Source organism: Sandaracinus amylolyticus, from assembly GCF_000737325.1.
Classification (GTDB): Bacteria; Myxococcota_A; Polyangia; order Polyangiales; family Sandaracinaceae; genus Sandaracinus; species Sandaracinus amylolyticus.
This window is the reverse complement of record NZ_CP011125.1, coordinates 425,022-451,055: the sequence shown is the minus strand read 5'-3', so window position 1 is coordinate 451,055 and position 26,034 is coordinate 425,022. Positions and strand designations below refer to the sequence as shown.

The 26,034-nt window shown below is 72.2% G+C and carries 18 protein-coding genes; 14 read left to right on the top strand and 4 right to left on the bottom strand.

From position 1 onward, the window contains the following. The first annotated feature begins 47 nt into the window (after positions 1 to 47). Together DB32_RS01835 and DB32_RS01830 are read left to right on the top strand one after the other, a co-directional pair. Entirely contained in the window at positions 48 to 335 is a 288-nt protein-coding gene (locus tag DB32_RS01835) for a hypothetical protein (RefSeq protein ID WP_053230689.1), read from the top strand. Positions 336 to 349: 14 nt separating this feature from the next. After that, positions 350 to 2,155: a radical SAM protein gene (locus DB32_RS01830; RefSeq protein WP_053230688.1), complete on the top strand. Its 1,806-nt coding sequence runs from the start codon at positions 350 to 352 to the stop codon at positions 2,153 to 2,155. Here DB32_RS01830 and DB32_RS01825 read toward each other — a convergent pair whose 3' ends face one another. Next, entirely contained in the window at positions 2,156 to 3,829 is a 1,674-nt protein-coding gene (locus DB32_RS01825; protein WP_053230687.1) for a radical SAM protein, read from the bottom strand. Positions 3,830 to 3,867: 38 nt separating this feature from the next. Continuing rightward, a complete protein-coding gene (locus DB32_RS01820; protein WP_240481147.1) occupies positions 3,868 to 6,063 on the bottom strand; it encodes a radical SAM protein in 2,196 nt (731 codons plus the stop codon). Here DB32_RS01820 and DB32_RS49365 point away from each other — a divergent pair. The 4 genes from DB32_RS49365 to DB32_RS01800 all read left to right on the top strand — a co-directional run bounded on the left by DB32_RS49365 (position 5,986) and on the right by DB32_RS01800 (position 13,469). After that, the gene (locus DB32_RS49365; protein ID WP_240481146.1) at positions 5,986 to 8,502 is read left to right on the top strand and encodes a hypothetical protein; all 2,517 of its coding nucleotides are present in this window, start codon (positions 5,986 to 5,988) and stop codon (positions 8,500 to 8,502) included. The genes DB32_RS01820 and DB32_RS49365 overlap by 78 nt on opposite strands. Before the next feature lie 130 nt (positions 8,503 to 8,632). Further along, positions 8,633 to 10,495, top strand: a complete 1,863-nt coding sequence (locus DB32_RS48980; RefSeq protein ID WP_083457082.1) for a radical SAM protein — start codon at positions 8,633 to 8,635, stop codon at positions 10,493 to 10,495. Continuing rightward, positions 10,492 to 11,625: an aKG-HExxH-type peptide beta-hydroxylase gene (locus DB32_RS01805; RefSeq protein WP_053230683.1), complete on the top strand. Its 1,134-nt coding sequence runs from the start codon at positions 10,492 to 10,494 to the stop codon at positions 11,623 to 11,625. The genes DB32_RS48980 and DB32_RS01805 overlap by 4 nt, the downstream gene beginning before the upstream one ends. Continuing rightward, positions 11,613 to 13,469: a radical SAM protein gene (locus DB32_RS01800; protein WP_053230682.1), complete on the top strand. Its 1,857-nt coding sequence runs from the start codon at positions 11,613 to 11,615 to the stop codon at positions 13,467 to 13,469. Before DB32_RS01805 ends, DB32_RS01800 begins: the two co-directional genes overlap by 13 nt. Here DB32_RS01800 and DB32_RS01795 read toward each other — a convergent pair. Beyond that, on the bottom strand, positions 13,454 to 14,404 hold the full coding sequence (locus DB32_RS01795) for a DUF483 domain-containing protein (RefSeq protein WP_053230681.1): 951 nt from the start codon (positions 14,402 to 14,404) through the stop codon (positions 13,454 to 13,456). The two genes, DB32_RS01800 and DB32_RS01795, sit on opposite strands and share 16 nt — an antisense overlap. Before the next feature lie 46 nt (positions 14,405 to 14,450). On the opposite strand from DB32_RS01795, the gene DB32_RS01790 reads away from it, so the two are divergent. Genes DB32_RS01790 through DB32_RS01780 form a run of 3 tightly spaced genes read left to right on the top strand, consistent with a single transcriptional unit; the run spans position 14,451 to position 18,175 of the window. Then, positions 14,451 to 15,452 carry a hypothetical protein gene (locus DB32_RS01790; RefSeq protein ID WP_157068602.1) on the top strand — a complete coding sequence of 334 codons (1,002 nt, stop codon included), beginning with the start codon at positions 14,451 to 14,453 and terminating at the stop codon, positions 15,450 to 15,452. A 10-nt stretch (positions 15,453 to 15,462) separates the two neighbouring features. Continuing rightward, entirely contained in the window at positions 15,463 to 17,343 is a 1,881-nt protein-coding gene (locus DB32_RS01785) for a DegT/DnrJ/EryC1/StrS family aminotransferase (RefSeq protein WP_053230679.1), read from the top strand. Positions 17,344 to 17,347: 4 nt separating this feature from the next. Further along, a complete protein-coding gene (locus DB32_RS01780; RefSeq protein WP_053230678.1) occupies positions 17,348 to 18,175 on the top strand; it encodes a glycosyltransferase in 828 nt (275 codons plus the stop codon). Positions 18,176 to 18,179: 4 nt separating this feature from the next. On the opposite strand, the gene DB32_RS01775 is transcribed toward DB32_RS01780, so the two are convergent. Further along, the gene (locus DB32_RS01775; protein ID WP_169791295.1) at positions 18,180 to 19,208 is read right to left on the bottom strand and encodes a dTDP-glucose 4,6-dehydratase; all 1,029 of its coding nucleotides are present in this window, start codon (positions 19,206 to 19,208) and stop codon (positions 18,180 to 18,182) included. 14 nt (positions 19,209 to 19,222) lie between these two features. On the opposite strand from DB32_RS01775, the gene DB32_RS01770 reads away from it, so the two are divergent. Genes DB32_RS01770 through DB32_RS01750 form a run of 5 tightly spaced genes read left to right on the top strand, consistent with a single transcriptional unit; the run spans position 19,223 to position 25,985 of the window. After that, complete coding sequence (locus tag DB32_RS01770) at positions 19,223 to 21,010, top strand: hypothetical protein (protein ID WP_053230676.1); 1,788 nt, start codon at positions 19,223 to 19,225, stop codon at positions 21,008 to 21,010. A 56-nt stretch (positions 21,011 to 21,066) separates the two neighbouring features. After that, positions 21,067 to 22,761 carry a B12-binding domain-containing radical SAM protein gene (locus tag DB32_RS01765; RefSeq protein WP_083457079.1) on the top strand — a complete coding sequence of 565 codons (1,695 nt, stop codon included), beginning with the start codon at positions 21,067 to 21,069 and terminating at the stop codon, positions 22,759 to 22,761. Beyond that, positions 22,758 to 23,546, top strand: coding sequence for a phytanoyl-CoA dioxygenase family protein (locus tag DB32_RS01760; RefSeq protein WP_053230674.1), 789 nt, complete (start codon positions 22,758 to 22,760; stop codon positions 23,544 to 23,546). Before DB32_RS01765 ends, DB32_RS01760 begins: the two co-directional genes overlap by 4 nt. Beyond that, entirely contained in the window at positions 23,539 to 24,312 is a 774-nt protein-coding gene (locus DB32_RS01755; RefSeq protein ID WP_157068600.1) for a phytanoyl-CoA dioxygenase family protein, read from the top strand. Before DB32_RS01760 ends, DB32_RS01755 begins: the two co-directional genes overlap by 8 nt. Continuing rightward, complete coding sequence (locus tag DB32_RS01750) at positions 24,309 to 25,985, top strand: B12-binding domain-containing radical SAM protein (RefSeq protein ID WP_053230672.1); 1,677 nt, start codon at positions 24,309 to 24,311, stop codon at positions 25,983 to 25,985. The genes DB32_RS01755 and DB32_RS01750 overlap by 4 nt, the downstream gene beginning before the upstream one ends. Positions 25,986 to 26,034 lie beyond the last annotated feature (49 nt).

Below are 26,034 nucleotides of genomic sequence, written 5' to 3'. Positions count from 1 at the left end.
CGCGTGTTGACGCGACGCGGATCGCCGGGCGAACGTGCTGCTCGCGCATGGCCTCGTTCCGCGATCCTCCGAACGCCGACGACGCGGCGCACGAGCGACGGGTCGCCATCGCGCGCGCGCTGGTGGGTCCGCCGGCGCTGCCGCAGCCGCTGCCGCGCTTCGGGCTGACGCTGGTCGCGGTGGAGCCCTCGGACGACGGGTTCGATCTGGTGCTCGGCGCACCTTCGCCGTTCGCGCGCGCGCACCTCGCGCCGCGCTCGCGCGAGCCGTTCGCGGTCGACGTCACGAAGCGTTACGCGCTCTTCGGCGCACGCGCGGTCGCGCCGATCCCGTAGAATCGTGAGCCGCCGTGCGCAGTGAGCAGGTCCAGACACACCTCCGGTGCAACCAGAACTGCACGTACTGCAACGCGCGCCGGACGACCGACGACCCCGCGTTCGTGCGCGCGAGCGCGGTCATCGCGCGCGTCGACGCCGTGAGAGCGGCGGGCGCGCGCGAGGTCGTGCTGAGCGGCGGTGAGCCCGCGCTGCGTCGCGATCTCGCGTCGCTGATCACCGCGGCGCGGCACGCGGGCGCGGAGCGCGTGGCGCTCGAGACCAACGCGACCGTGATCGACGCGACGCGCGCGAGCGAGCTGCGCGAGGCGGGCCTCGAGCGCGCGCTGGTGAACCTCGCGGGCGACGGCCCGTGGCTCGATGCCGTGACACGCGACCCCGGCGGCTTCGAGGCGACGGTGCGCGGCATCGACGCGCTGCTCGCCGCGGGCGTGCGCGTCGACGTGCAGGCCGCGGTGATCCGCAGCACCGCGGCGCGCTTGCCCGAGCTGCCCGCGTTCGTGCGCGAGCGCTTCGGCGAACGCGTGCGGACGCTGCTGCTCACGGTCCCGACCAGCGCGCCCGACGCGAGCGAGCTGCTCGACTACGACACCGCCGGGCGCGTGGTGCGCGCCGTCGAGATGCGCGCGCGACAGGCGGGCGTCGCGCTCAAGCTCGCGCCGGGCAGCGGTCCGCCGCCCTGCGTGCACGGCCGCGATCCGCGCGTCGCGCACCTCTACTCGCTCACGCCCGGCGCGTCGGTGCGGCGCGATCACGTGCACCTCGCCGCGTGCGAGACGTGCGTGGTGCGCGATCGGTGCGCGGGCATCCCGCGCGAGGTGCTCGATCGCACGGGCGCGCCCTCGATGACGCCGGTGACGACCGATCGCGCGCGGCGTCGGCTCTCGCTGATCTCGACGGTCGAGGAGCAGGTCGCGCGCGAGCTCGTCACGCCGAACCGCTACCTCGATCCGGTGCACGGCGACGTCGACGAGGCGCTCGTGCGCGTCGTGTTCCAGTGCAACCAGGCGTGCCGCTTCTGCTTCGTGTCGACGCACCTTCCCGCGGCCGAGAGCGACGCGATCGAGCGCGCGATCCGCGACGCCGCGACCAGCGGGAAGAAGGTCACGCTCTCGGGCGGCGAGCCCACGCTGCACCCCGAGCTCGTGCGCTACGTGCGGCTCGCGAAGTCGCTCTCGAAGCTCCCGGTGTTGCTCCAGACGAACGCGATCCGTCTCGCCGATCCCGCGCTCGCGCGCGCGCTCGTCGACGCTGGGATCGACGAGGCGTTCGTCTCGCTCCACGGCGCGACCGCCGCGGTGTCCGACCTGGTCACGCAGGCGCCCGGCACGTTCGAGAAGACCGTGCGCGGCGTCGATCAGCTCGTCGCGCTCGGCACCAACGTCACGCTCAACTTCGTGATCTGCCAGGCGAACCTGCACGAGCTCCCGGCGTGGGTCGCGCTGATCGCGGATCGCTGGCCGCGCGTGTTCGCGAACGTGTCGTTCGTCGCGCCCTCGACCGACGTCGTGCCGCGCGAGCACGCGCTCGTGCCGCGCTACGCGGACGTGCTGCCCGTGCTCGCCGACGCGGTCGCGCTCGCGGAGTCGCGCGGCGTCGAGATCGGCGGCTTCGAGTCGATGTGCGGCGTCCCGCTCTGTCTCGTGCCGCGCTCGCTCGATCGCTACTTCGAGCTCTCCGAGGTGCCGCCGGGGTTCGACGCGGGCGAGTTCGTGAAGACCGACACGTGCGCGCGGTGCTCCCTCGCGTCGCGCTGCTACGGGATCCGTCGCGGCTACGTCGAGCTGCACGGCGCGAGCGAGCTCCGCCCGGTCGGCTGATCACCCGGGGCGCAGCTCGTCGTCGCCGAAGCGGTCGACGTAGGCGGCGAGCTGCGCCTGGCTACAGCGCGGGGCCCACACGCAGGTGCGCGCGTGGCGGCACGGCACGATCGCCGGGCCCTCCGCGAGGTGCAGGTGCGTGCCGCCGCGTGCGCTCGCCGAGGACACGCCGTGGAGCCGTGGGCTCGTCGCCGCGACGACGTCGTCCACGAGGGCATCGCCCACCATCGGCGCTGCGCGCCGGAGCACGCACGGGTGCGAGATCGCCGTCGCGAGCACGGCGAGCGCCCGGCGCTGCACGTGGGGTGGTGCCGCGACGATCGCGCGCGCGAAGTGCTCGACGACGTCCGTCTCGCGCACCGCGCTGCGCGCGAACCCGTCGCGCGCATGTCGCTCGCGGTCGTCACGCGGGTACGGCATCCGCATCCACACGGTGTCGGTCCGCTCCAGCGCGTCGGCCACGATCGCGCCGATCTCCTCGACGTTCCGCGCCGTCGCGACCGTGCCGACGACGACACTCTCGCGCCCGCGCTCGCGCACGATCGCATCGAGCGCGGCGCGCGCTTCGTCGAACGAGCCCGGCGCGCCGGTCACCGCGTCGTGGGTCTCGGCGCGCACGCCGTAGATCGCCACGAGCACCGACGTGCTCGCGGGTCCCTCGTCGAACACCGCGTCTCGCGTCGGCCGGTCGGCGAGCACACGACCGGGCCCCGCGATCACCAGCCGCTCGAAGCCGAGCTCTCGCGCGCTCCGAACGAGCTCGAAGATGCCCGAGTGGCGCATGGGATCGATCCCGTCGAGCTGCACCGATCGCACGCCCTGCGCACGCGCGAGGCGCATCGTCTCGCGCCAGCGCGCGACCTCTTCGGCGCCGCCGTCGGAGGGGCCCCGCTGGAGCTTCACCGTGCAGAACGAGCACTGTTGGTGGCACTCCGACCGCACGTCGATCACGAGCGGTCGATCGACGTCGTCGTGCGGAGCGACGAGCGCCGGCGCGAAGCCCGATCGCACCGCGAGCGCGAGGACCAGCGCGAGCGCTCCGACCGCGCGCGCGACCGAGAGCCGCAGCGACCCGGAGAGCCCCTCGAGCGAGAGCGCGACCGGCCCGACCACCACGAACGCGTTCGGGCTCGACCACACCGGCGCCGCCGACACCGACACGCGAGCGCCCGTCTCGTCCACGAGAACGATGCGCGCCGCGTCGCGCAGGAGACCCGTCGCCTCGTCGCTCCCCTGCACCGACTCGACGGCGTACACCGTCTCGCCGAACACGAGCCGCCGATCCGCGAGCAGCGCGGACAAGTCGCCGTCCATCGGGGCACGCACGGGCTCGGGCGAGGCACGCTCCAACGCGGCTTCGAGCCGGCGCGGTTCCACCGCCGCGTCGAAGAGCAGCGTGTGCGGGAAGTTCCGCGTGATCATCGCGCTCCAGCGCGCCTCGTCCGCGATCACCGCCGCGAGCGCCTCGCGTGCGCTCGACGTGTCGTGCTCCGCGTGCAGGGCGCCGGCGCGCGTCCGCGTGCTGCCGCGCGCGTGTGGATCGTCGGGGTCCCTCGCGAGCCGCAGCACGACCCGCTCGCCACGCGTCGTGTGCTGGAGCGTGACCCGCACCGCGCCCGCGACGTCCGCCGCGAGCCCCACGACGGCCCAGTGCTCGAACACCGGCGGCGCCACACGACGTGTCTAACACACCCGTGCGCGCGCGACCGATCTCACTCCGCGGCGTCGATGCTCGCGGGCTTCTTCTTCACGAGATCGTCGACGCTCACGAGCCACGGCGGCTCGGGCACCTTGTCGAGCTCGTAGAACCCACCGCAGAAGACCGCGCGCGTGCAGCCCTCGCACACCGGCTTCCGCACCCGGCGCTCGGCGAGGTACTGCGCGAGGTTCACGTCCTCGTTGTTCACGAAGATCATGTGCCGCGCGAGCTTGAGCAGATCGCCCTCGAGGTGCGCCTCGAGCCCGGGCAGGAAGCAGAACGGCAGGTTGATGACCTGCACCTTCATGCGATCGCGCCACCGCTCGATGACGCCGCGCGTCACGTCCGCCGCGTACTGCGTGTCCGGCGCGATCATCCGCGTCGCGCGCCCGAACGGCGTGAGGAACTGGATGTTGATCCACCGCAGCCCGAGGTCCCACGCGAGCTGCGCGAGCTGCTCGAGCTTGTCGGTGTTCGACTTCGTGAGCGTGACGTTCATCCCGAGCTCGACGCCGGGCGGCGCGTGCGCGACGCAGTTGCGGATCCCACCGGTCGTCTGCTCGAACGCCTCGGCGACGCCGACCTGCTGCGCGTGCGACTGGGCGTCGGGCCCGTGCACGCTGAAGAGCAGCGAGGTGAGCCCCGAGCGCACGAGCTTCTTCGCGAAGCCCTCGTAGAACGCCATGCGGCCGTTGGTCGTGACGTTGACGCGCTCGTAGCCGATCGATCGCGCGTAGCGGACCGTCGTGATCAGATCGGGGTGGAGCGTGGGCTCGCCGCCGTCGAAGTCGACCATCGTCACGCCGCGCGCGCGGTACTCGCGCAGGTGCTCGTGCTGGCTCTCGGTGTGGCCGTGGAGCTGGGTGCGCGTGCCCACCGCGCAGAACGTGCAGCGGTTGTTGCAGGCATAGGTGAGGTTGACGATCAGCTTCTCGGGGCCGCTCGACGCGCGGAGACGTCGATCGAGGGTCTCCTTGAACTCGCGCAGCACCGCGAGCGACACGTCGCCGGCGCGCTCTTCTTCGCTCCGCGGGCCGTGCTGGAACACCGGGCCCCAGTCCTCGACGATCGGCAGCGCGCGACCGCGTCGCTCGACCTCGTGCGCGAGCTTCGTGCCCGGGAGCGGTGTCGCGAACTGCACCGCGGGGAACGCGCGGAAGCGATCCCAGAGGTCCATCGCGAAGGCGAGCGTCTCGTTGATCTCCTCGCGCGTCTCGCCGGGCAGGCCGATCATGTAGTGGATCAGCAGCTCGACCCCGACGGCGTGCGCGTCCTCGGCGACGCGCGCGATGTCGCGCAGATCGAGCTGCTTGCCGACGACGTCGGAGACCACGCGCGGCGAGCCGCTCTCCGCGCTGACGCTCACCGTCGTGACGCGTCCCTTCATGAGCTCGAGGTGACGCCGCTCGAGGTAGTCGGCGCGCATCCCGTTGGGCAGCTCGAAGCGCAGATCGAGCTCGCGCATCGACGCGAGGAACGCGTCGAAGTGGCGCTCGTTCACGTTGACCAGCTCGTCGAGCACGAAGAGCCGCGTCGCACCGGTCGTTTCCTTCAGTGCGCGCAGCGTCTCGCCGAGGCGCTCGGGCGAAGGACGGCGCTGCTTCTTGGGCTCGCCGGGCAGGCGCTCGGGGTTCGAGCTGCAGTGCGCGCACGAGAACGGACAGCCGCGCGACGTGACAACGGGGATCGTGCGCCCGTCGATCGGAAAGGCCCACGCCGCACGGCCGAGGTTCGCGACGACACGCTGGTGGAAGCGGAAGTAGCTCGCGAGATCGATGCGATCCCACGCCGGCAGCGGGAGCTCGTCGAGGCGCGGCGACTCCCCGCGGAACACGCCGCGGCCGCGCTCCTCGACGACTCGCGGCACCGTGAGCTCGGCCTCGTACTTCACGTAGGCCGCGACCTCGGGGTACGACGCGAGCACCGACTCGCCCGGCACCTCGACGTAGTGCTGGCCCGACTGGAAGCAGTCCGCGAGCACGATGCGCTCGCAGTCGAGCCCCGCGAGCAGCGCGCCGAGCACGTCGCAGCGATGCGGAGGCCGATGGAACGGGGTGTACGCGACGACGACGGTGTCGAACGTGCCCTTCGCGCGCACCGCGGCGAGCACTTCGTCCACACTCGCGCCGAGATGCGCGCGGCCGTCGGCGCGCCACGAGAGCGTGCTCCCCGGCAGCGCGAACGCATCGACGACCGGCGCGTCGAGCACGGCCGCGAGCTGCAGCGCGCCGAGGTCCGAGAAATACGGATAGTCGATGAAGTCCCGCGCGATCGTGGTGGGCGGATGAACGATCAGGGTGCGGGCGCGCGACATCCCGCTGCGATTGTCGCCGAGAACGCGGCGCGGTGCGAGCGCAGATCGCGCGGGTCCGGTCTATCCTCGCGGCGCGCCGTGCCTCCGCTGCTGCGCTCGCATCTGTCCGGGCCCTCGCTGGTCGAGGCGTGGCTCGATCCGTCGGGCGAGACCCGCTGCGGGCTCGCGCTCGCCGCGGCGTGGACCGCGCTGCTCGGGATCGCGGCGGTGGCGCTCGTGCTGCGCGCGCGCTCCCGGCCGTCACAGCGCGCGACCGCGCTGGGCCCGCTCGCCGTCGCGCTCGCTGCCGTTGCAGCACTGCGGGCGGTCGTCGTGCTCACCACGTTCGAGCTGCGCGCGGACGACTTCTTCCAGCTCGTCGCAGCGAGGACGCGCGACCTCCTCTCCGACGACAGCCTGCGCGTCCTGAGCGTGAGCGCGGTATTCCGCGTCGCGTCGTGGCTCGACGACTCGCGGCTGGTGTTCGTCGCGGTGAACGCCGGAGGGCTCGCGGCGGGCGCGGCGTGTGTGCACGCGCTCGCCGGTCGGATCGGGCTCTCGCGCGGAGAGGCCCTGATCGCCGCGGCGGTCTTCGTGTGCGCGCCGGGCGTGAGCGATCTCGTGTCGTGGGGCGTCGGTGCGCAGCAGCTCTGGGCGATCGCCATCGTGCTCGGCGTGCTCGTCGCGGTCGACGGGGCGGCGCGGGATCGCGCGATGCGCGCGTCGCGCGTCGCGGTGGCAGTCTTCCTCGTGACGCTCGGCGTGTTCGTGAAGTACCCGGTGATGAGCGCCGTACCCGCGCTCGCGGCGCTCTGGTGGTGGCGCGCCGATCGTCAGACGCGCGCGAGCGCGCTCGTCGTCGCGCTGCTGCTCGCGCTCGCGGTCGCGGTGCCGCTGGCGCTCGCGCATCCGTCTCGAGCGGCGTCGGGCGAGCTCGACAAGCTCGGGCTCGCACGGATCGGCGAGAACCTGCGCATCGCGGGTGACTTGCTCGTTCCCTCCACGCTGCTCGCGGCGCTCGCGGTGGGCGTGCTCCTCGTCGGCCGGCCCGCCCCCTGGCGAGAAGGACTGCGACCCTTCGACCTCACGACGGGGCTCGCCCTCTCCGCGCTCTCGTTGGCGCCCTTCCTGCTCAACGCGCGGTACTTCGAGGCGTATTACCTCCTGCTTCCCTTCGCGTTCCTCGCGATCACGCTCGCGCCGCTCCTCGCGGCGAGCGCGTCGAGCGCAGGCACGTCGCGGGTGCTCATCGCGGCGCTCCTGCTCGCGAACCTGCCGGACGTGATCGGGCGCTGCGCGGCTCGGCTCGGCTCGACGCGCAGCGCGATCGTGCACGGCGTGCGTCGCGAGGCCGAAGGTGCGCGGCGCCCCGCGATCATCGGGCTCGTCGCGGAGTGCGAGCCCGGCGTCGCCGACGAGCCCGCAGCGCGCGACATCCGCGGGCTGTTCCTGCACCGCGACGATCGCGACGCGCTGCGCTGGGCGACGCGCGCCTGGAGCGCCGACGTCCGCATCGGGCGCGACGAGCTCGTCGGCAGCGAGGGCGCCACGGTGTTCCGGTGGTGTCGCGGTCGCGTGTACGGGCCGCCTCCGCGCTCGTTCACGCCGCTCTGGTTCGAGGCACGCGCGCCCGAGGGCGGCCCCGAGCCGCCGCGGACGATCGCCGGCGTGCCGGCGGGGACGCACACGCCGGGGCTCGTGCTGCTGTGGATCGAGCACCTGCTCGCGTCGCTCGAGCACGTCGCGACGACACCGCGCGATCGCGAGCAGGCGCGCGAGGTGCGCGCCGAGGCCGACGCGGTGCTGACGCTGCTCGCGCATCGTCTCGAGGACGCCGAGGACGTGCTCGACGTGCCGCTCGAGCAGCTCGACCGCGAGCGCCGCGATCTCGCGATCCGCGGCGTGCACTACGTCCTCGCGCTGCGCGAGCTGACGCTCGCCCTCGAGCGTGGCGACGCCCACACGATCGAGCGCGCCCGCGCGACGACCGCCGCGCGGGCGCGCGATGTCGAACGCGGCGGTGCGATGGAGTGGCCCGAGGCCCCGCCTCCCGATGCCACCGACCTCGCCGCCCATGCGCATCGGTTCGCGTTCGACTATTGGTCCGCTCCGCTCGCCGCGTGCGACGCCGACCACCTCGACGTGCAGGTCTACTGCGTGCCGCGAGGGCTCACGATCGCGCGCTCCGACTGGAGCTACTCCGACGACGCCACGAGGTGCGGGTCGCGCGTGATCTCGGTCGAGCGCGAAGGCGATTCGTGCGTGCGAGTGCGCGCGCGGCTCGCCGCGTGCGGCGACTGCGAGGAGCGCGGACACCTGCGCTACCGGCTGGACCTCTCCACAATCGCGCGCTGACGCGGAGACGGCGCGTACCCGAGCACGCGGCGCACGCATGGGGACCACGCTGCGCGCGCCCACGAAGAACGCCGCCGGCGAGAGCACCCCGAGAGCCATCGGACGACGCGTTCTGGTAGCATCGTCGTCGATGAGCTCCTCGGCAGTGCCTGCATCCGACGTGAGGATCGCGCTCGGCGAGCCGCAGACGATCGAGAAGGTCGTCTCGCACGAAGAAGCGGCGCACGAGAAGCGCAACTGGGTGCGGCTCACCTTCGAGTGCAACAACCGTTGCGTCTTCTGCCTCGACTCCGACACCCACGACGGTCGCATGCGCGATCGCGACGAGGTGAAGCAGCAGATCCTCGAGGGCCGCAAGGCCGGCGCGACGCGCCTCATCCTCTCGGGCGGCGAGCCCACGATCCATCCGAGCTACGTCGACTTCATCAAGCTCGGCAAGCTCGCGGGCTACACGAAGATCCAGACCGTCACGAACGGCCGGCTCTTCCAGTACCAGGACTTCCTCGATCGCTGCATCGCCGCGGGGCTCGACGAGATCACGTTCTCGCTCCACGGCCCGAACGCGCGCATCCACGACGCGCTCGTCGGCGTGAAGGGCGCGTTCGAGCAGGAGAGCGCGGGGCTGCGCCGCGCGATCGCGACGCGTGATCGCACCGGTCGACCGATCGTCAACGTCGACATCGTGATCAACCGCGCGAACGTGAAGCACCTCAAGGAGATGCTCGATCTCTTCATCTCGTGGGGCGTGCACGAGTTCGATCTGCTGCAGGTCGTCCCCTTCGGTCGCGCGTTCACCGAGGGGCGCACCACGCTCTTCTACGACCTCGAGGAGATGCAGCCGTACCTGCGCGAGGCCTTCGAGTACACGAAGCGCCCCGGGATGCACATCTGGCTCAACCGCTTCCCGCCGCCGCACCTCGAGGGCTTCGAGCACCTCATCCAGGACCCCTACAAGCTCAACGACGAGGTGCGCGGGCGAAAGGAAGAGTTCGCGCGCCTGCTCGCGACCGGCGAGGACCTCGACTGTCGCGAAAAAGAAGGTCGCTGTCGTTACTGCTACCTCGAGCAGCTCTGCAACCACCTCTACGACGAGCGTGATCGCCTCGCGGCGGACGCGGTATCGCGCGTGCGCATCGACACCGAGGCCGAGCGCAATCGGCCGGTGGTGTTCGGCGGAGACCCCGCGAGCGCGAAGCGCGCGATCCACTTCGGCGGTCCCGCCGAGGGCGAGGCCGAGAGCGAGAAGCCGCAGAAGCGCGCGCTGCCGATCGTCGGCGCGCTCGCCGCGAAGACCCACGCGGTGAAGCCGCGCACGCTCGACGAGCGCATCGGCGCCGCGTCGATCACCTGCGGCTGGATCGTCGCGCCCGACCTCGCGCGCGCTCGCGAGGCGATCGCCGCGCATCGGGCGCTGACCGACGTCGAGCTCGAGCTCGGATCGATCGACGGATTGCTCGCGGCGCTCGACGGCGATCACCTCGACGGTCGCCGCGTGATCGCGGTGCACGTGAAGGACGTCGCCGACGCCGAGACGCTGCTCGCGTCGCCGCACGGCTTCGACGTCGTGGTCGCGCTCACCACGCGCACCCAGCCGTGGCTGCTCGCGATGGCGTCGCCGCCCGCGCGCCTCGTGCTCCGACAGCCGACGCACGAGCGGCTCACCGAGTCGGCGAGCGAGGACGTCGATCTGCCCGCGTTCTTCGCCGCGTTCCGCCACGACGTGCCGGTGATCGACGTGCCCGCGTGCGTGATCGGTCGCGCGCCGCGCGCGCAGCCCGCGACGCTCGACGCGTCGATGCTCTCCGCCGAGGGCGCGCTCGAGATCTTCCGGTTCACGCGCCGCCACATCGAGTCGGGCTACATGACGAAGGCGCTGCGCTGTCGGACGTGCGTGCACGACGCGACGTGCCGAGGGATGCACGTGAACTACGTGCGCGCCCACGGCTACGGCCTCATGCGCCCGATCGTCGAGACCAGCATCGCCGCCGAATGAGCGCCGCCGAAGCCCACGCGCCCAGCACCGGGCTCGTGCTCCCGCCCGAGCACGAGCCGCCGCGCCGGCTGCTCCAGCTGCGTCGCGCCGAGGCGTGGCGACTCCTCAAGGCGCACGCGGCGACCGGCGATCTGCGCATCGCGCGACCCCTCGCCGATCTCGCGCGCAGCGCGCCCGACGACGCGGCCTCTGTGCTCGCCGATCCGATCGCGAGCGTGCTCGCGCGATGCGGCCGCCACGACGACGCCGCCGATGCCTGGGCGCTCGAGCTCGCGCGGCGCGGTGCGCTCCCGGGGCGCTACGAAGTGCGAGGGAGGCGCGTCGCGAATCTGGCACTCGGTGCCATCTTTTCCGGCGCGCGGATGACGCTCTCGTCGCGCGCGATCGACGTCGACGGGCGCACGGTCGCGCTCGACGCGATCGCTCCGGAGCAGTTCGTCGCGCTGCGCCCCGGCATCCGCTTCGCCACCTACGACGCGAACCCCCTCGCGATGGTCGAGGCGCACCCCGACAAGCAGGGCAACGCGCTCTCGCTCGGCGGTCGCGATCCGCACGAGTGGATCGCGTCGCTGCGCGAGGCGCTCGCGATCGTCGAGCGACATCTCCCCGAGCTCGTCGACGAGATGCGCGCGCTCTCGATGGTGCTCGTGCCGGTCGGCTACGAGCCCGAGAAGCACCTCTCGGCGTCGTACCGCGAGTACGTCGGCGCGTGTTACCTGACGCTGCACCCCGACGTGCGCACGATGGCCGAGGCGATCGTGCACGAGTTCCAGCACAACAAGGCGAACCTCGCCTCGTACCACGACGCGCTGCTCGAGAACGCGCTGGGCACGATGGTGCGGTCGCCGGTGCGCCCCGATCTCCGGCCCATCTGGGGCGTGCTGCTCGCGGTGCACGCGTTCGTGCCGGTCGCCGAGCTCTATCGCCGCATGCTCGCCGCGGGCGACGTTCGCATCCAGTCGCGGCTCGCCGACGTGATCGCGCGCAACGACGAGGGCCTCCGCACGGTGCGCGAGCACGCGAGGCCGACGCGCATCGGCGCAGCGCTGATCGACGAGCTCGAGGCGCTCCACGCGACGCACCTCGCGCTCGATCTCGCGAAGCCCGCGGGTGTGTCGTGGGAAGCGTGATCGCGAGCGGATGGCGAGGCCGCAAGGCCCTCGTGAAGGTGGGCTACGGGTGCAACGAGAACTGCACCTTCTGCCACACCGCCGAGGTGCGCCACATCGACGGCGCGAGCGCCGAGGTCGTGGCGAAGATCCATCGCGCGAAGCAGCTCGGGCACGGCATGGTCGTGTTCTCGGGCGGCGAGCCGACGATCCGCGGCGAGCTGCTCGAGTGGGCATCGCTCACCGCGCGCCTCGGGATGGACGTCGGGCTCGTGACCAACGGGCTCGTGCTCGCGTACCCCGAGAAGCTCGACGCGCTGCTCGAGCGACGCCTGCGCTACGTGTACATGTCGCTGCACGGCGTGGGGCGCATTCACGATCGGCTGGTGCGCAGCGAGGCGTGGGAAGCCGCGTATCGCGCGGTGCAGAACCTCGCGGGGCGCGGGCTCGATCTCACGATCAACTGCGTCGTCACCCAGCAGAACCTCGAGCACCTGATCCCGCTCGTCGACGCGCTGCTGCCCTACCCCGATCTGCGCCTGAAGTTCTCGATGGTGCAGCCGAAGGGTGGCGGGAAACGTTTGTTCGACGCGATCACGCCACGCGTCTCCGACGTCGCCGATCGGGCCGCGCGCGCGATCCGACACGGTCAGGAGCAGGTCGCGAAGCGCGGCGCGAGCGGCCCGACGTTCGGGCACGACGGCATCCCGCACTGTCTGCTCCCCGGGCTCGAGCCGCTCTACGACGATCTCAAGACGCACCGCTTCGCGACGATGTGCGACATCGGCGAGCCCGACTTCTTCCCGGTCGACGAAGCGCTCAACGTGCAGCCCGAGGAGATCTGCGGCGGGTGCCCGAAGCGCGGCCCGTGCCCCGGGCTCTTCCGCGGGTACGCCGAGCAGTTCGGCGTCGAGGAGATCCGCGCGCCCGAGCCCGCGCCGCGCTCGAACTCGTTCACCTACACGTTCGAGTCGCAGGTCGCGACCGACGCGAGCGAGGCCCACTGTCCGCTGCGCGACGGCGAGCTCGGCGTCATCCCGTGGGATCGCGGGCGCGAGCTCTTCGTGCGGAACCGCGGCGAGGGCGGCTATCGCGTCGCGCGCTTCCGCAGCGACACGCGCGACTTCGCCGACGTGGAGATCGCGCGCACCAAACACGCGCTCGGGCAGCTCTACCTCGACGTGTCGCGCAAGCCCGCGCCGGACGACTTCGCGCGTGATCTGCGCCCGCTGCGTCGCTCGACGTTGTGCGACGGATGCGCGCATCGCGACACGTGCACCGGGATGTTCGAGCCGGCGCTCGACGACGATCCGTTCACGCGCGACGACGCACGGGTGCGCGACGTGCTGCGCGCGCTCGAGGGCGACGTGCTCGATCTCGGGTGCGGCGAGGGACCCTACGAGGACGTGTGGGCGCCGCGCGCGACGAGCGGGCGCGTGCGCTACGTCGGCGTCGATCCCCACGCCGATCTCGACGCGCTCCGCGCGCGCTGGCCGTGGGCGACGCTCGTGCGCGGCGAGGGCGAGACGTTCGTCGTCGATCGCACCTTCGATCACGCGCTGATCCTGCGGAGCTGGAACCACCTCGCCGACCCGTCGCGCGTGGTGCAGCGGGTGGTCGACGCGCTGCGCGTCGGAGGATCGCTGCTGGTCGTCGACAACGTCGCGTTCGGGCTCGCGCGCACCCGGGGCCAGACCCACGTCGCGCACCGCGGTCCCGCGCGCTTCGAGCACTACCGGAACGACGACGCGGATCGCGCGGCGCGCACGATCGAGGGCGCGACGAGCGCGCTGGTGCTGCGGGAGCGGCACGACGTCGGGCCCGGCACCGCGAACCAGTGGCTCTTGCGCTACGAGAAGCGATAGAGCGCAGCGCGAGGCGTGCTCACGAGCGCGCGCTCGTCGGCGAACAGCGTCCCGTCGTGCACCGCGAGCGTGCGCGCGCCCTCGAGCGCGACCATCACGCGCGCGACCGCCTCGAGCGCGGCGTCGTCGAGCATCGCGTCGGGGTGACGATCGCGCGCCGTGGGCCAGAGCGCGTCCACGCGCACCACGTCGCGCTCGACCGCGCCGCGCACCGAGAGCTGCACGTCCTCGAACAGCACGATGCGATGCGCGGAGAGCGCGCGATCGATCTCGCGCACGAAGACCTCGTGACGACATCCGGGCGGACAGCGCGTGACGGCGCGTCCCACGAGCTGTCCGTGGCGCTTCGCGATGTGCGTCGCGACCGCGTCGGCGTACGCGAGCGAGAGCGAGCAGGTGAGCGAGCACGGGATCCACGAGACGTAGTGGAACACCGCGAGATCGAGCACGTTCAGGCGCGCGTGCCCCACGCCGTGCGCGGCGCGCGCGAGCACATCGAGGTTCTCGCGCGGCGGGGGCGCCGCGAGGTACGCCTCGACGCAGCAGCGCGGATATCCGAGCAGCTTCCCGAGCTCGACGTCGTGCTCCGGCTCGGCCTCGATCGCGGCGGCCGCTTCGGCACGACGCGGATCGCGCGCGACGAAGAGCACGCGCCCCCGCGTCGTCGCGGTGTCGACACGATGGAGCGCCTCGCGCACCGCGAGCCCGAGCGCTTCGAACCGCGCCCGGGTCGGTGCCGCGGCATCGTCGGGCACGACCTGCCGCACCAGCGGCTTGATGCCCGCATGAAGCGCGACCTCGTCCGCCTCACCGCTGCCGAGCACGTACGAGATCGGCCGCGCGCACGCGGCGTCGCGCGCGCGCTCGAGCGCCGCGAGGTCCTCGACGTCGAGCCCGCGCGCGAGCTCGGCGGGGTCGTTCGCGCGCCGCGACATGCGCGCATCATCGCATCGCGGCGAGGCCGCGGGTACGATCCCGTGCGTGTCGGATCTCGAACGTGCGCTCCTCGACGCGGCGGACGCCGCGGGCGCGCGCGGGGCCCAGCTGGAGGCCTCGGTGCGCGGCGGCGCGGGCGTCGCGATCTCCGGCGCGCGCATGATGATCGAACGCGCGAGCCCCGCGATCGTCGAGGCGATCTGGCGCACGATCGCGCTCGCACCGGCGCCCGACGTCGACGCGCTGATCCGCGCGGCGCGCGACGCGCGCGTCCCGCTGATCGCGGGCTGGGACGTCGCCCACGAGCACGCGATCGCGAAGCTGTACGTGAACGCGTCCGACGCGGCGCCGCCGGTGCGCGCTGCGATCCCCGCATCGCTCGGATGGCCCGCGCTCGACGCGCTGCCCGCGCCGCCGCACCTCGTCGCGATCAACGCGAGCGCGCGGGGCGTCGAGCGCAAGGCATACGTGCAGTCCGCGCACGCATCGAGCGACCACGCGCGCGCACGCTGGCTCGACGCGCTCGCGTCGTCGCACGGCGCGCACGGCGGCGTCGTGCGCAGCTGGGATCTCGCCGAGGGCACCGCGCACGAGCGCGCGTACTTCGTTGCGGTGCGCGGCGGATCGCGGGATCGCGCGGACGCGCTGCTCGCCGCGCTGCCGGGGTTCGACGACGCACGGAGCGCGCGCGCGCTCCCGTTCGAGCGCGGGCAGTGTCGATCGATCGGCGTCGATCTGCGCGGCGACGAGCTCCGCTGGACCGCGTACTTCAAGCCGGCGGGCGCGGGCACGCCGCTGTGGAGCGTCGAGCCGTTCGCGCGGTTCCGCGCGGGCGACGTGCACGTCGCGATGTTCGTCGCGCCCCACGATCACGAAGAGCGCGCGTACGCGCGCACCGCGCGCCACGCGATCTCGTTCCGCGGCGAGCGCGATGCGCCGCGCGAGCTCGTGCGCCCGCTGCTCGAGTGGGCGGTCGCGGTGATGCGCGACGAGGAGGACCCGCAGCGCGCCCTCGCGTCGCCGCCGCCGCCCTGGATCAGATGTTGAGAGGCGGTGCATGCGCGAATACGACGAGCACATCCCGGTGTACGCGCCGAGCGTGACCGACGAGGACGCCGAAGCCGTGGCGATGGCGGTGCGCGCGGGCACGCTCTCGGGCGTGACGCGACCCGTGCGGGAGTTCGAGCGTGGCTTCGCCGCGTACTGCGGCGCCCCCGCTGCGGTGGCCGTGAGCAGCGGCACCGCAGCGCTCGAGCTCGCGCTGATCGCGCTGCGGATCGGGCCCGGCGACGAGGTGATCTGTCCGTCGCTGACCATCATCTCGTGCGTGCGCGCGATCCTCGCAGTGGGTGCGACACCGGTGCTCGTCGACGTCGACCCGACCACCTGGTGCATCGACATCGGCGCGGCGCTCGCGCGCGTGGGACCTCGCACCAGAGCGCTGCTCGCGGTGCACCTCTTCGGGCACCCGGTCGATCTCGATCCGCTACGCGACGCGCGCAGCGCGGGCGTGGTGGTGGTCGAAGACGCCGCCCAGGCGATCGGCGCGGAGGTGCAGGTGGCGGGCGCGTGGCGTCGCTGCGGTGGCGCGGACGAGCTCGCGGCATTCAGCTTCTACGCGAACAAGACGATCACCACGGGCGAAGGCGGCATGCTGCTCGGCCGCGACGCGCCCACGATCGAGCGCGCGCGCGACGCCGCGAGCCTGTTCTTCGGACGCGACGATCGATTTCGCCACGACGAGATCGGTCACAACTACCGGATGAGCGGCGTGAACGCAGCGCTGGGCCTGTCGCAGCTCGCGCGCGTCGCGGAGACGATCGCACGCAAGCGTGCCGTCGACGACGCGTACCGCGCGCGGCTCGCCGACGTCCCGCAGGTGCGCTTCGCGGTCGCGCACCCTCGAGCGCGACCGGTGCCGTGGATGACCGCGGTGGTCGTCGATGGCGTCGCGAGCGACGAGCTGCGTGGCGTGCTCGCGCGATCGAACATCGAGACGCGCGGGTTCTTCGTGGGCATGCACGAACAGCCGGCGCTCCGCGATCGCGGCGTCGTGATCGATGCGCAATTTCCGATCACCGAGCACGCCACGCGACACGGGCTCCTCCTTCCCTCTTCGCCGCAGCTCCGCGAGCAGGAGATCGATCGAGTGTGCGACGCGCTGCGCGCGGCGCTGCGGCGCTCCAACGTCTTCCGCGCGGGCTACGCCGAGCTCTACGACGCGATCTACGCGGACAAGCGGTACGACGAGGAGGTCGCCGCGTTCCATCGCGTCGTCCAACGCTTCGACGAGACGCCGGTGCGGCGCGTGCTCGATCTCGGATGCGGCACGGGGCGCCATGCGCGCGCGCTCGCGAGCTCGGGCGTCGTCGTGACGGGCGTCGATCGTTCTGCGTCGATGCTCGCGATCGCAGCAGCGCGCAACGCCGGCGTCCTCGGCGTGGATTTCGTGCACGCAGACATCGAGACGTTCGCGATCGACGCCGCTCCCTTCGACGCGGCGCTCATGATGTTCGCGGTGCTCGGCTATCTTGCCGACGACGACGCGCTCGCTCGCGCGCTCACGAACGTACGACGACATCTCCGCGCAGGCGCGCTTCTGGTTGCCGACGTGTGGCACGCGCCCGCCGTGATCGCCGATCCACCCGTCGAACGCGCGCTCGTGCTCGAGACGCCCGCCGGACGGCGCACGCGGCGCGCGCGGCCCACCCAGGACGCCGCTCGACGCACCGTCACCGTGCACTACGCGCTCGAGGACGATCGCGGCCGCGAGCTCGCGCGCGAGGATCACGTGGTGCGCTATTTCGACGAGCCCGAGCTCCGCATCGCGCTCTCGCGCGGGGGCTTCGAGCTCGTGCACGTCGGCGCTTGGCCGGCGATCGAGTCGCCGCCTTCGTCCGCATCGTACGTCGCGTGCATCGTCGCGCGGGCGGTGTGACGTCATGACCGCCGATCGACCGAGCCTCTCGCTGATCCTTCCGACGCTCGACGAGGCGGAGAACGTCTCATACCTCGTCCCGGAGCTCCTCGACGTGCTCGCTCCGTCCGACGAGATCCTCGTCGTCGACGATGGATCGACCGATGGAACGCGCGAGCGCGTGCTCGCGATCGCCGAGAACGATCCGCGCGTGCGATGGATCGCGCGCCGGGGCGCGCGATCGCTCACGGCATCGCTGCTCGACGGCATCGGGAGCGCGCGCGGCACGCTCGTCGGCTGGATGGACGCCGACGGCACGATGTCACCCGACGATCTATGTCGCTTGATCGACGCGGTCACGTCGGGCGCGGACCTCGCGATCGGCTCGCGGTTCACGCGCGGGGGCCGCATCAAGGGACAGGTCGGCGATCGCGCCCGAGATCGCTGGCGCGCACTGCACCGCGTGCGCGAGAGCCGAGACGCGGCGCTCCCGGTGCTCTTGAGCTGGGCGCTCAACGTCCTGCTGCTCCCCGCGATCCTGGGCGACGGCGCGCACGACTACACGAGCGGATTCGTCGTCGGGGATCGCGCCTTGATCGCGAGCCTGGATCTGCGGGGACGTCACGGCGAGTATTTCGTGCATCTGTGGACGCAAGCGAAGCGCCGCGGCGCGCGCATCGTCGAGGTCCCGTACGCCGCGGGCACGCGCGACGCCGGTCAGTCGAAGACCATCACACGATGGGCGGACTATCTCGTGCGCGGCCGCGACTACCTGGGCGCGGCGGTGAGCGCGCGCTTCGATCGCCAGAGACCCCCGTCGCCGGATCGGCCGGGACGCCTCGGCGGCGAGTGATCGTTCAGTCCCTGCGGGAGACGAACGTCCCGAGGACGCGGTCCTGCCACGGCCAACGATGCCCGTTGTCCGCAAACCACCGCACCGTGCGCTCGAGCCCCTCCCGCAACGGCACCCGCGGCGCCCAGCCGTGCGCGCGCAGCAGCGACGCGTCCGCCTGGAGGTGCGCGATCTCCTGGCGTCGCAGCCGCGCCGGGTCGACGCGCAGCTCGAGCGGGCGGTCCATGAGCACGGCGAGCATCTCCGCGATCTCGCGCACGCTGTGCGAGCTGTTCGAGCCGATGTTCACGGCTCGGCCGGGCCCGAGCTCGGACCGCATCAGCGCGAGCAGACCGCGCGCGGTGTCCTCGACGTACGTGTAGTCGCGCCGAGCGTCGAGGTCCCCGAGCACGAGCGGCCCGCCTGCGTGGAGCTGCGCGATGATCTCCGGGATCACGTAGGGCTCGGTCTCGCGCGGGCCGTACGCATTGAACAGCCGTGCGATCGACACCGGCACGCCGTGCTCGGCGTGCATCGTCGCGCAGAGGCGGTCCGCGGCGAGCTTCGTGACCGCGTACGTGTTCGCCGCGCCGAGCGGGTGGTCCTCGCGAACGGGACCGTGCTCGGGGTGGCCGTAGACCTCGGCCGACGACGCGTGCACCACGCGTACGACGTCGAACTGCCGGCAGGCCATCAGCAGGTTGAGGTGGCCCTCGACATTCGTGCGCAGGAATCGCTTGGGCGCGTCGTACACCGCCGGCACGAACGTCTCGCCCACGAGGTTGAAGACGTGCGTCGGGCGCACGCGTCGGAAGACCTCGAGCACGCACCACTCGTCGAGCAGGTCGCCCACCACGATCTCGATTCGGCGCTCGACCTCGGCCAGGTTCGCTCGGCCTCCGGTCTGGAAGTTGTCGAGCACCACCACGCGCGCGTCGTCCGCGACGAGCTCGCGGACGAGCTGAGACCCCACGAACCCGGCGCCGCCGGCCACCAGTACTGTCCCGTGTCGCATTCGTGTCGCTCGCGAGTGTAGCCTCTCGCGCAGGGACACGGACGCCACGGACCGTGCGATACGGAGACTTCGGCACGATCGCGTTCGGCCAGGCGATGGCGCACCTCGCGGCTGCCGTCGTCGCGTGGGCACTCGCCGCGGTGGTCGTATGGCGGACGTCTCCGCGAAGACCGCACGCGCTGCGCGACGCGGCGCTGCTCGCCATCGGCTGTGCGCTCGTCGCGCTCGCGGTCGGGCCGACGCTCTGGATGACCGCGGACTCGACCGTGGACTTCGCGCTCGGTCAGGCATGCGCCGAGCGCGGCGAGTGCCCCACGCGCGGCGTGCTCGCGTCGCACGGGTCGTACGAGGGCGGGGTGCTCTGGGATTGGGCGCTCGCAGCGCTGTGGCGCGTGTCGAGCTCTCCGGAGTGGATGCGCGCGGCGTTCGTGGTCGTGCAGGCCGCCGGCGCCGCACTCGTCACGGCGTGTGCGCACGATCGCGCTGCAGGCGCGCTCGCGGGGCTCGCGACGTTCGTCGTGTCGTACGCCGCAGCGCCGGGGTTCATCGCGTTCCATCCGACGCTCGCGCCCGTGGCGCTGACGCCGTTCGTATGGCTCGTGTGCGGGAGCACCGAGCGTCGCTCGCCGCTCGTGCTCGCGCTCGCCGGCGCGGCGTACGGCGTCGCCCTCGGCGTGTACATCGCCGCACTGTTCGCGTTCGTGGTGTGGCTGCCGTTCCTCCTGCGGCATCGAGCGCGCGACGTCCTCTTCGTGGCCGCGGGCTTCGTGGCCGAGCAGCTGATCGCGACGCCGCACGCTGCCGCGTACAACGCGCACCAGGTCGGGCTCGACGCCATCGCGATCGCTGCGGTCGCGGTGGTCGCGATGGGACTCGCGCGACGGCACGTGCTCGCGTGGGCCGACGCGCGCCCCTTCGCATGCAGCGCCGCAGGGATGAGCGCCGCCACGATCCTCGCAGCGATCGTCACTCGCCATCCAATCTTTCCGTTCTACTTCGCGTTGCTCGCGCCGCTGATCGGCGGGTGCGTCGACGAGATGTCGCGCGTGTCACGCCGGCCTCGCCGTGAGGGCGCTCTGCTCGGCGCCATCGTCATCGTGCTCGTCGCAGGGTCGTCGGGGTTCTACGCCGTCGCCGCCGATCGCTTCCACGAAGGCGTGTTCGCCTATCGCGACCTCCGCGATCTCGCAGCCCACACACGCGCCGGCTACGGCGCCGCGATCACCGCGCCGAGCCACCTGCTCGTGTGGTCGCTCGGGCTCTGGGATCGAGACGACGCCCTCGTCGACGAGCGCACCGGGCTCACCGTCGTCACGCGCGACGACGCGGCCACCGCGCTCTGCGACGACATCCACTGGAGCGCGTCGGGCGCCCTCGGCGCGTGCGAGCACGAGACGTGGGTTCGAACCCGCGGAGTCCGCTTGTGCGACGTGAACGCCGAGACCGAGCGCTGCCGCGTGATCACGTCGCCGCGGGACCTCGAGATGCCCCTCGACCGGAGCCCGATCGAGTTCCCGCGCACGCCCTCGAGGGGCGTCTTGCTCGAGGCGCACATCGAGGTCTGCCCGGATCCACGCCACGGTTCGCGCACGCTGCGGCCGCTGCTGTACGTCGGACTGCCGGTGCGCCGCACGATGCGCATCGTCGAGGCGCCGCCGTCCGCGACCGTCGGCGCGGATCGAACGTCCGTCACGATCGATCCATCGGTCACGGGGTGCGCGTCGCTCGTCGCGCGCTGGGACGCGCGTGCCGATCGTCTCGTGCCGTGGCGTGACGAGCACATCGAGAACGACCTCTTCGATCAGATCGTGCTGACCGTGGAAGAGCGCCGCGCGCGGTGATCGGAGGAGCGGGTCTCTCTTGACCCTCACGACATGAAAATCCTACGGTTCTCGTCGTGCGGACCTCGCTGAACGCGCCGGCTTCTTCCGAGCGGAGGGTCGCGCTCGTCGCGGTGGACTCGCCGTGGCGCGACCCGAACGGGACGTTCTATTCGTTCTCGTATGCCATCGAGAAGCTCCGCGCTTCGCTGCGCTCGGACCCCGAGCTCCACGACGTCGAGGTGTTGCTGCTCGACCTGTGCACGGACGATCCCGACGCCTTCTTCGAAGCGCTGCGCGAGTTCCGTCCGACGCTGGTCGGACTCTCGACTTACATCTGGTCGCTCGACGTGTTCACCGGTCTCGTCGAGCGGCTGCGCCGTCACGATCCCCGTGTCGTGATCGTCGCGGGAGGGCCCGCCGCGCGCCGCTCGGTGCTCGATCTCGGTGTGTATCAGCCGCTCCGCGATCGCCTCGACGCGATCGTCCCGGGCGAAGGCGAGCAGACGATCCGCGACCTCGTGCGTGCGCATCGCGAGCCCGACTGGCGAGAGCGCGTCGGAGGCCTCGAGATCCCGGCGCGCGGCCTCTGGCGTCGCACTCGCAACGTGGAGCGCCCCGAGATCGACGCCTACGCGTCCCCCTACCAGCTCGGTCAGGCACCGCTCGGGAAGACGGGCTACATCGAGACGTTCCGCGGATGTCCGATCCATTGCGCGTTCTGCCAGTGGGGAGAGCAGAAGGCCGATCGCGTCCACTCGAGCGACTACCTCGCGCGACACCTCGAAGGGCTGCGCGCCGCCGACGTGCCGAACGTCTTCTTCGTCGACGCCGCGTTCAACCTCAGCCCGCGCGCATTCCGAAATCTCGCGGCGGCCGAGCGACAGGTCCGCGCGCTGCGCGACAAGATCGTGCACGGGCACATCTACCCGACCCACCTGGAGGAGCATCACCTCGAGCTCTTCGACACGTTCGCGCAGGTGCAGGCGAGCGTGGGAATCCAGAGCTTCGACGAGGAGGTGCTCGCGCGGATGCAGCGGCCCTTCGACGTCGATCGCTTCGAGCGCGTGCTGAAGCGCATGCGCGGCCGTCTCGACGTCGACATCGAGCTGATCTTCGGGCTGCCGGGCGATGGCCCGGAGTCGTTCTGGCGAACCCTGGAGCGCTCGATCGAGCTCGGCGACACCGTGAAGATCTTCCGGTGCTTCGCGCTCCCGGACGCGTTGCTCGAGCGCGCCGACACGCTGCAGATCCAATTCGACCCGCGCTCGTTCCGGATCACGTCGTGTGAAGGCTGGGACGCCGAGCAGATGCAGCGCGAGTGGGAGCGCGTCGTCGCGCGTGCATCGCAGTTCGCGCGGCCGATCTTGAACGACGACTGGGTCGGCTTCGTCGTCGATGGGTCGCGGACGCTGCGCGGGATCCCGGCCGAGCGCACGCCCGAGGTCACGATCTCGCGCGCGCCGGTGATCGACGTCGGCACGCGACGCGCGCTCGGCGCGCGGATCGGCGCCGCCGCGTCGGGATGGAACCTCGTCGGTGTGATGGAAGAGCGCGGCGGGCTGGCGCTCGAGCTCACCACGCCCGCCGGTGCGATCACGTTACACGCCGAGCCCTTGGTCGAAGGCCGGCGCTACTTCGCGGCGCGCGATCGCATCGCGTACTCGCATCGCGGCGCGGTCGATCGCACGCTCGCTCGCGAGCTGTTGTCGGTGATCGATGGCGTGCACGCCGACGTCGCGCCTCTCGTGGCGCGGGACGCCCTCGAATGAACGGCGATCTCGAGCCGCTCTCCGCGCAGCTCGTCCGCGACGGCGTCGCGATCCTTCCCGCGCTCTACCCGCCGGCCACGGTCGCGCGCTTGCGGCAGACCATCGCGGCCGTGCACGCGGAGCTCGGCGCGCCTGCGCTCTACTCGCGCGTGCCGCAGTGGCCGCGCTCGACCGTCGAGATCTCGGGGACCGGGCTCGTCCTGCACCAGCTGCTCGGCCACGCACCCGCGCTCCGACGCGGCCTGCTCGACCCGCGAGCGGTCGCGGTGCTCCGGGGCGCGCTCGGCGACGACATGCGCCTCGAGCTCGTCGCGGCACTGCTCTGCGATCACACGCGGCCCTTCTTCGAGTGGCACAACCACGTCGGCGGCATCGACGACGAGCGCTTCAGGCGGCTCGGTCTCCGCCCCGCGATCGAGCGTCCCGAGCGCGTCGCGATGCTCGTGTACCTCGACGAGATGTGCGTCGAGAACGGGCAGCTCCTGATCCATCCGCGCCGCGTGAGCGGGGCGTCGGGACCGCCGCACGATCGCGCGGCGCGCGCATGGGAGGGACAGCTCGCGGTCGACGCTCCCGCGGGCACCGTCGTGCTGATGGATCAGTGCTGCTGGCACGCCGTGCTCCCCTGCGCGCCTCGCGCGACACCTCGCATGTTCGTCGGGCTGTGGTTCGCGGCGGCGGACGCGCCGCGCGCGCACACGACGGACACGTCGCTCCGTCGTCTCCACGACGCGGACGAAGTCCTGGCCAGTGTGCTTCCGCGCGGAGGCGATCGCGATGCGTGAGCACGACGTCGCGCACCGCATCGCGACCCAAGGGCATGCCGTGATCGAAGGGGCCGTCCCCGAGCATCTCGTCGAGACGTTGGCTGACAAGATGCGTGAGCAATGGCGCGCGCACGGTGCGCCCAAGCTCTTCTCGCAGCGCGACGTGAGCATCGGCGAGCGCGTCCACGTGAGCCCGGTGGGAATGGCGATGTACGGGATCCTCGAGCCCATCCCCGAGGCCGCGCACATCGCGCTGCTGCCGGAGGTCCGCGGCGTCGTCGAGACGCTGCTCGGGCCGCGCGCGCGCCTCGAGCTCGCAGCCGGGATCGTCTCCGATCACACGCGACCGTTCTTCTTCTGGCACCACCACGTCGGCGGCATCGACGGCGAGGACGTGCGCGGCACGTACCCACCGATCGACAGGATCGAGCGGATCGTGTGCACGACGTATCTCTGCCCGCTCGACGATGCGCACGGGACGATGCTCGTGTGGCCTCGCCGCGTGGGAGAGCCCACCGCGCCACCGCGCCCGCCGGGCAGCGAGCCCTGGCCCGGCTGCGTCGAGCTGCGCGCGCCTGCAGGCAGCATCGTCTTCTTCGATCAGCCGACGTGGCACGCCGTCACTCCGATGAAGCGCGAAGGACTGCGCGCCTTCATCGCGTTCTTCGTCACGCGCGCCGATGCGCCCGCGTCCCGCCGTCGCGACCCGACGATCCCCGCCGCCCTCGCTGGGTCCGCCGAGCTTGCCCGCGCGTACAGCGCCGGCGTGCCGGAGCGCCGATGAGGGTCCTCTTCCTCTTCTTCACCGATCCGCCGCGACCCTTCAGCCCTTCGGTCGCCGCCCTCGCGGCCGTCGTGCGCGCATCCGGTCACGAGGCGAGCGCGCTCGAGGTCTCGCTGCGGAGCAAGATCGACGAGGTCGCGGCGCGCATCGAGTCGCTCTCGCCCGACGTGCTCGCCGTCTCCGCGATGAGCCGCGACTGGCCCGGCGCACAGACCCTGCTCTCCCGCGTGGTACCGCGGATCGCAGCGTACGTGGTGGTCGGCGGATACCACGCGAGCATGGCGCCCCACGACGTCGCGCGCTGCGCGTCCGTCGACGCGATCGCGATCGGCGAAGGCGAGCGCCCGCTGCGCGCGCTGCTCGATCAGCTCCCGTCGGGCAGACCCACGCGCTCGATCCCCGGCTTGTGGGTGCGAGGGCCCGACGGCTTCACGGGCCCGCCGCCGAGCGCGGATCCCGAGCCCGACATCGCGGCGCTGCTCCCGTGGGACTACGACGTGTTCGGCGATCTGCGGGCGAGCCTCGCGCGCGGGATCAACACGTTCGGTCCCCACGTCGATCGCTTTCTGCCGACGCGCGCGAGCCGTGGGTGTCCGTTCACGTGCTCGTACTGCTCGGCGCCGCGCTGGGGGAAGCTCCACGCGTTCGAGACACGGCGAAACGTGATCCCGGTCGCGCAGCTCTGCGACGAGCTCTCGCGACTGCGCGACCGCTACGCCCCCGACGGCTTCGAATTCTGGGACGAGCACTTCCCGATCGATCTCGAGTGGCTCGACGCGCTCGCGAAGGAGTACCCGCGGCGCGTCGCGCTGCCCTTCAAGGTCGAGATGCACCCGAGCGCGGCCAGCCGCAGGCGGCTCGAGCTGCTGAAGGAAGCCGGATGCGTGCTCTTCCACTGCGGCGTCGAGGCCGGCGACGAGGAGCTCCGCCGCGAGGTGCTGCATCGGCGGACCCGTGACGTCGTGCTCCAGCGCGTGTTCGACGACGCGCGCGCGGTCGGCCTCGGCACCAGCGCGTCGCTGATGACGGTGCTCCCGGGCGAGACGCGCGCGCAAGCCCACTCCACGGTCGCGCTGCTGCGCAAGCTGCGCCCCGGCTCGTTCATGTGGTCGACCTACCACGCGCTGCCCGGCACCGTGCTCGGCGAGGCTTCGACGGACCGCTGGCCCGACCCGGCGCGAGAGCGCTTCGACGACTGGGACCTTCCCGCGCCGCGTGTTCCCTCGGCGATGAACGAGCGCGAGCGGAACGACACCTTTCGAGAGCTCGCCGAGCTCCAGTCGGATCTCGTGCGCGCAGCGTCGCGCGAGGCGGACGCGCCGACGCGCGCGCGACCCGTCGAGATCCCTCACGCGCCGCGCAGAGCGAGCACGGCGCTCGCAGCGCTGCTCGGGCTCGCGCCACCCGGCGCGACCACGCAGGGGATGCGCCTCGAGACCGTGCGCGAGGAGCGTGGCACGCTCGTCCTCGAGCTGGACGACGCCGCAGCACGGCTCCCGCGGCAACGCATCGTCCTCGGACCTCGTGACGGCTCGCCGTACTATCGCGCGTCGCAGCACGTCGCGATCTCGTACCGCGGACGCGAAGCGCCGCCACACCTGCTCCGCGCGATCGACGAGATCGCCGTGCGGCTCGGGACCACGACGCTCGACGACCTGCGCCGCGCGCTATGATCCGAACGCGCGCCGACGCGCATCGCGCTGCGCGCGACGTCGTGGAGCG

What these genes read in the sequence shown, in the direction of transcription:
- DB32_RS01835 (WP_053230689.1), top strand. Translation starts at nt 48, where the DNA reads ATGGCCTCGTTCCGCGATCCTCCGAACGCCGACGACGCGGCGCACGAG.
- DB32_RS01795 (WP_053230681.1), bottom strand. Translation starts at nt 14,404, where the DNA reads ATGTCGCGGCGCGCGAACGACCCCGCCGAGCTCGCGCGCGGGCTCGAC.
- DB32_RS01785 (WP_053230679.1), top strand. Translation starts at nt 15,463, where the DNA reads ATGCGCGAATACGACGAGCACATCCCGGTGTACGCGCCGAGCGTGACC.
- DB32_RS48980 (WP_083457082.1), top strand. Translation starts at nt 8,633, where the DNA reads ATGAGCTCCTCGGCAGTGCCTGCATCCGACGTGAGGATCGCGCTCGGC.
- DB32_RS49365 (WP_240481146.1), top strand. Translation starts at nt 5,986, where the DNA reads ATGCGCGCGGCCGTCGGCGCGCCACGAGAGCGTGCTCCCCGGCAGCGC.
- DB32_RS01760 (WP_053230674.1), top strand. Translation starts at nt 22,758, where the DNA reads ATGAACGGCGATCTCGAGCCGCTCTCCGCGCAGCTCGTCCGCGACGGC.
- DB32_RS01805 (WP_053230683.1), top strand. Translation starts at nt 10,492, where the DNA reads ATGAGCGCCGCCGAAGCCCACGCGCCCAGCACCGGGCTCGTGCTCCCG.
- DB32_RS01750 (WP_053230672.1), top strand. Translation starts at nt 24,309, where the DNA reads ATGAGGGTCCTCTTCCTCTTCTTCACCGATCCGCCGCGACCCTTCAGC.
- DB32_RS01780 (WP_053230678.1), top strand. Translation starts at nt 17,348, where the DNA reads ATGACCGCCGATCGACCGAGCCTCTCGCTGATCCTTCCGACGCTCGAC.
- DB32_RS01755 (WP_157068600.1), top strand. Translation starts at nt 23,539, where the DNA reads ATGCGTGAGCACGACGTCGCGCACCGCATCGCGACCCAAGGGCATGCC.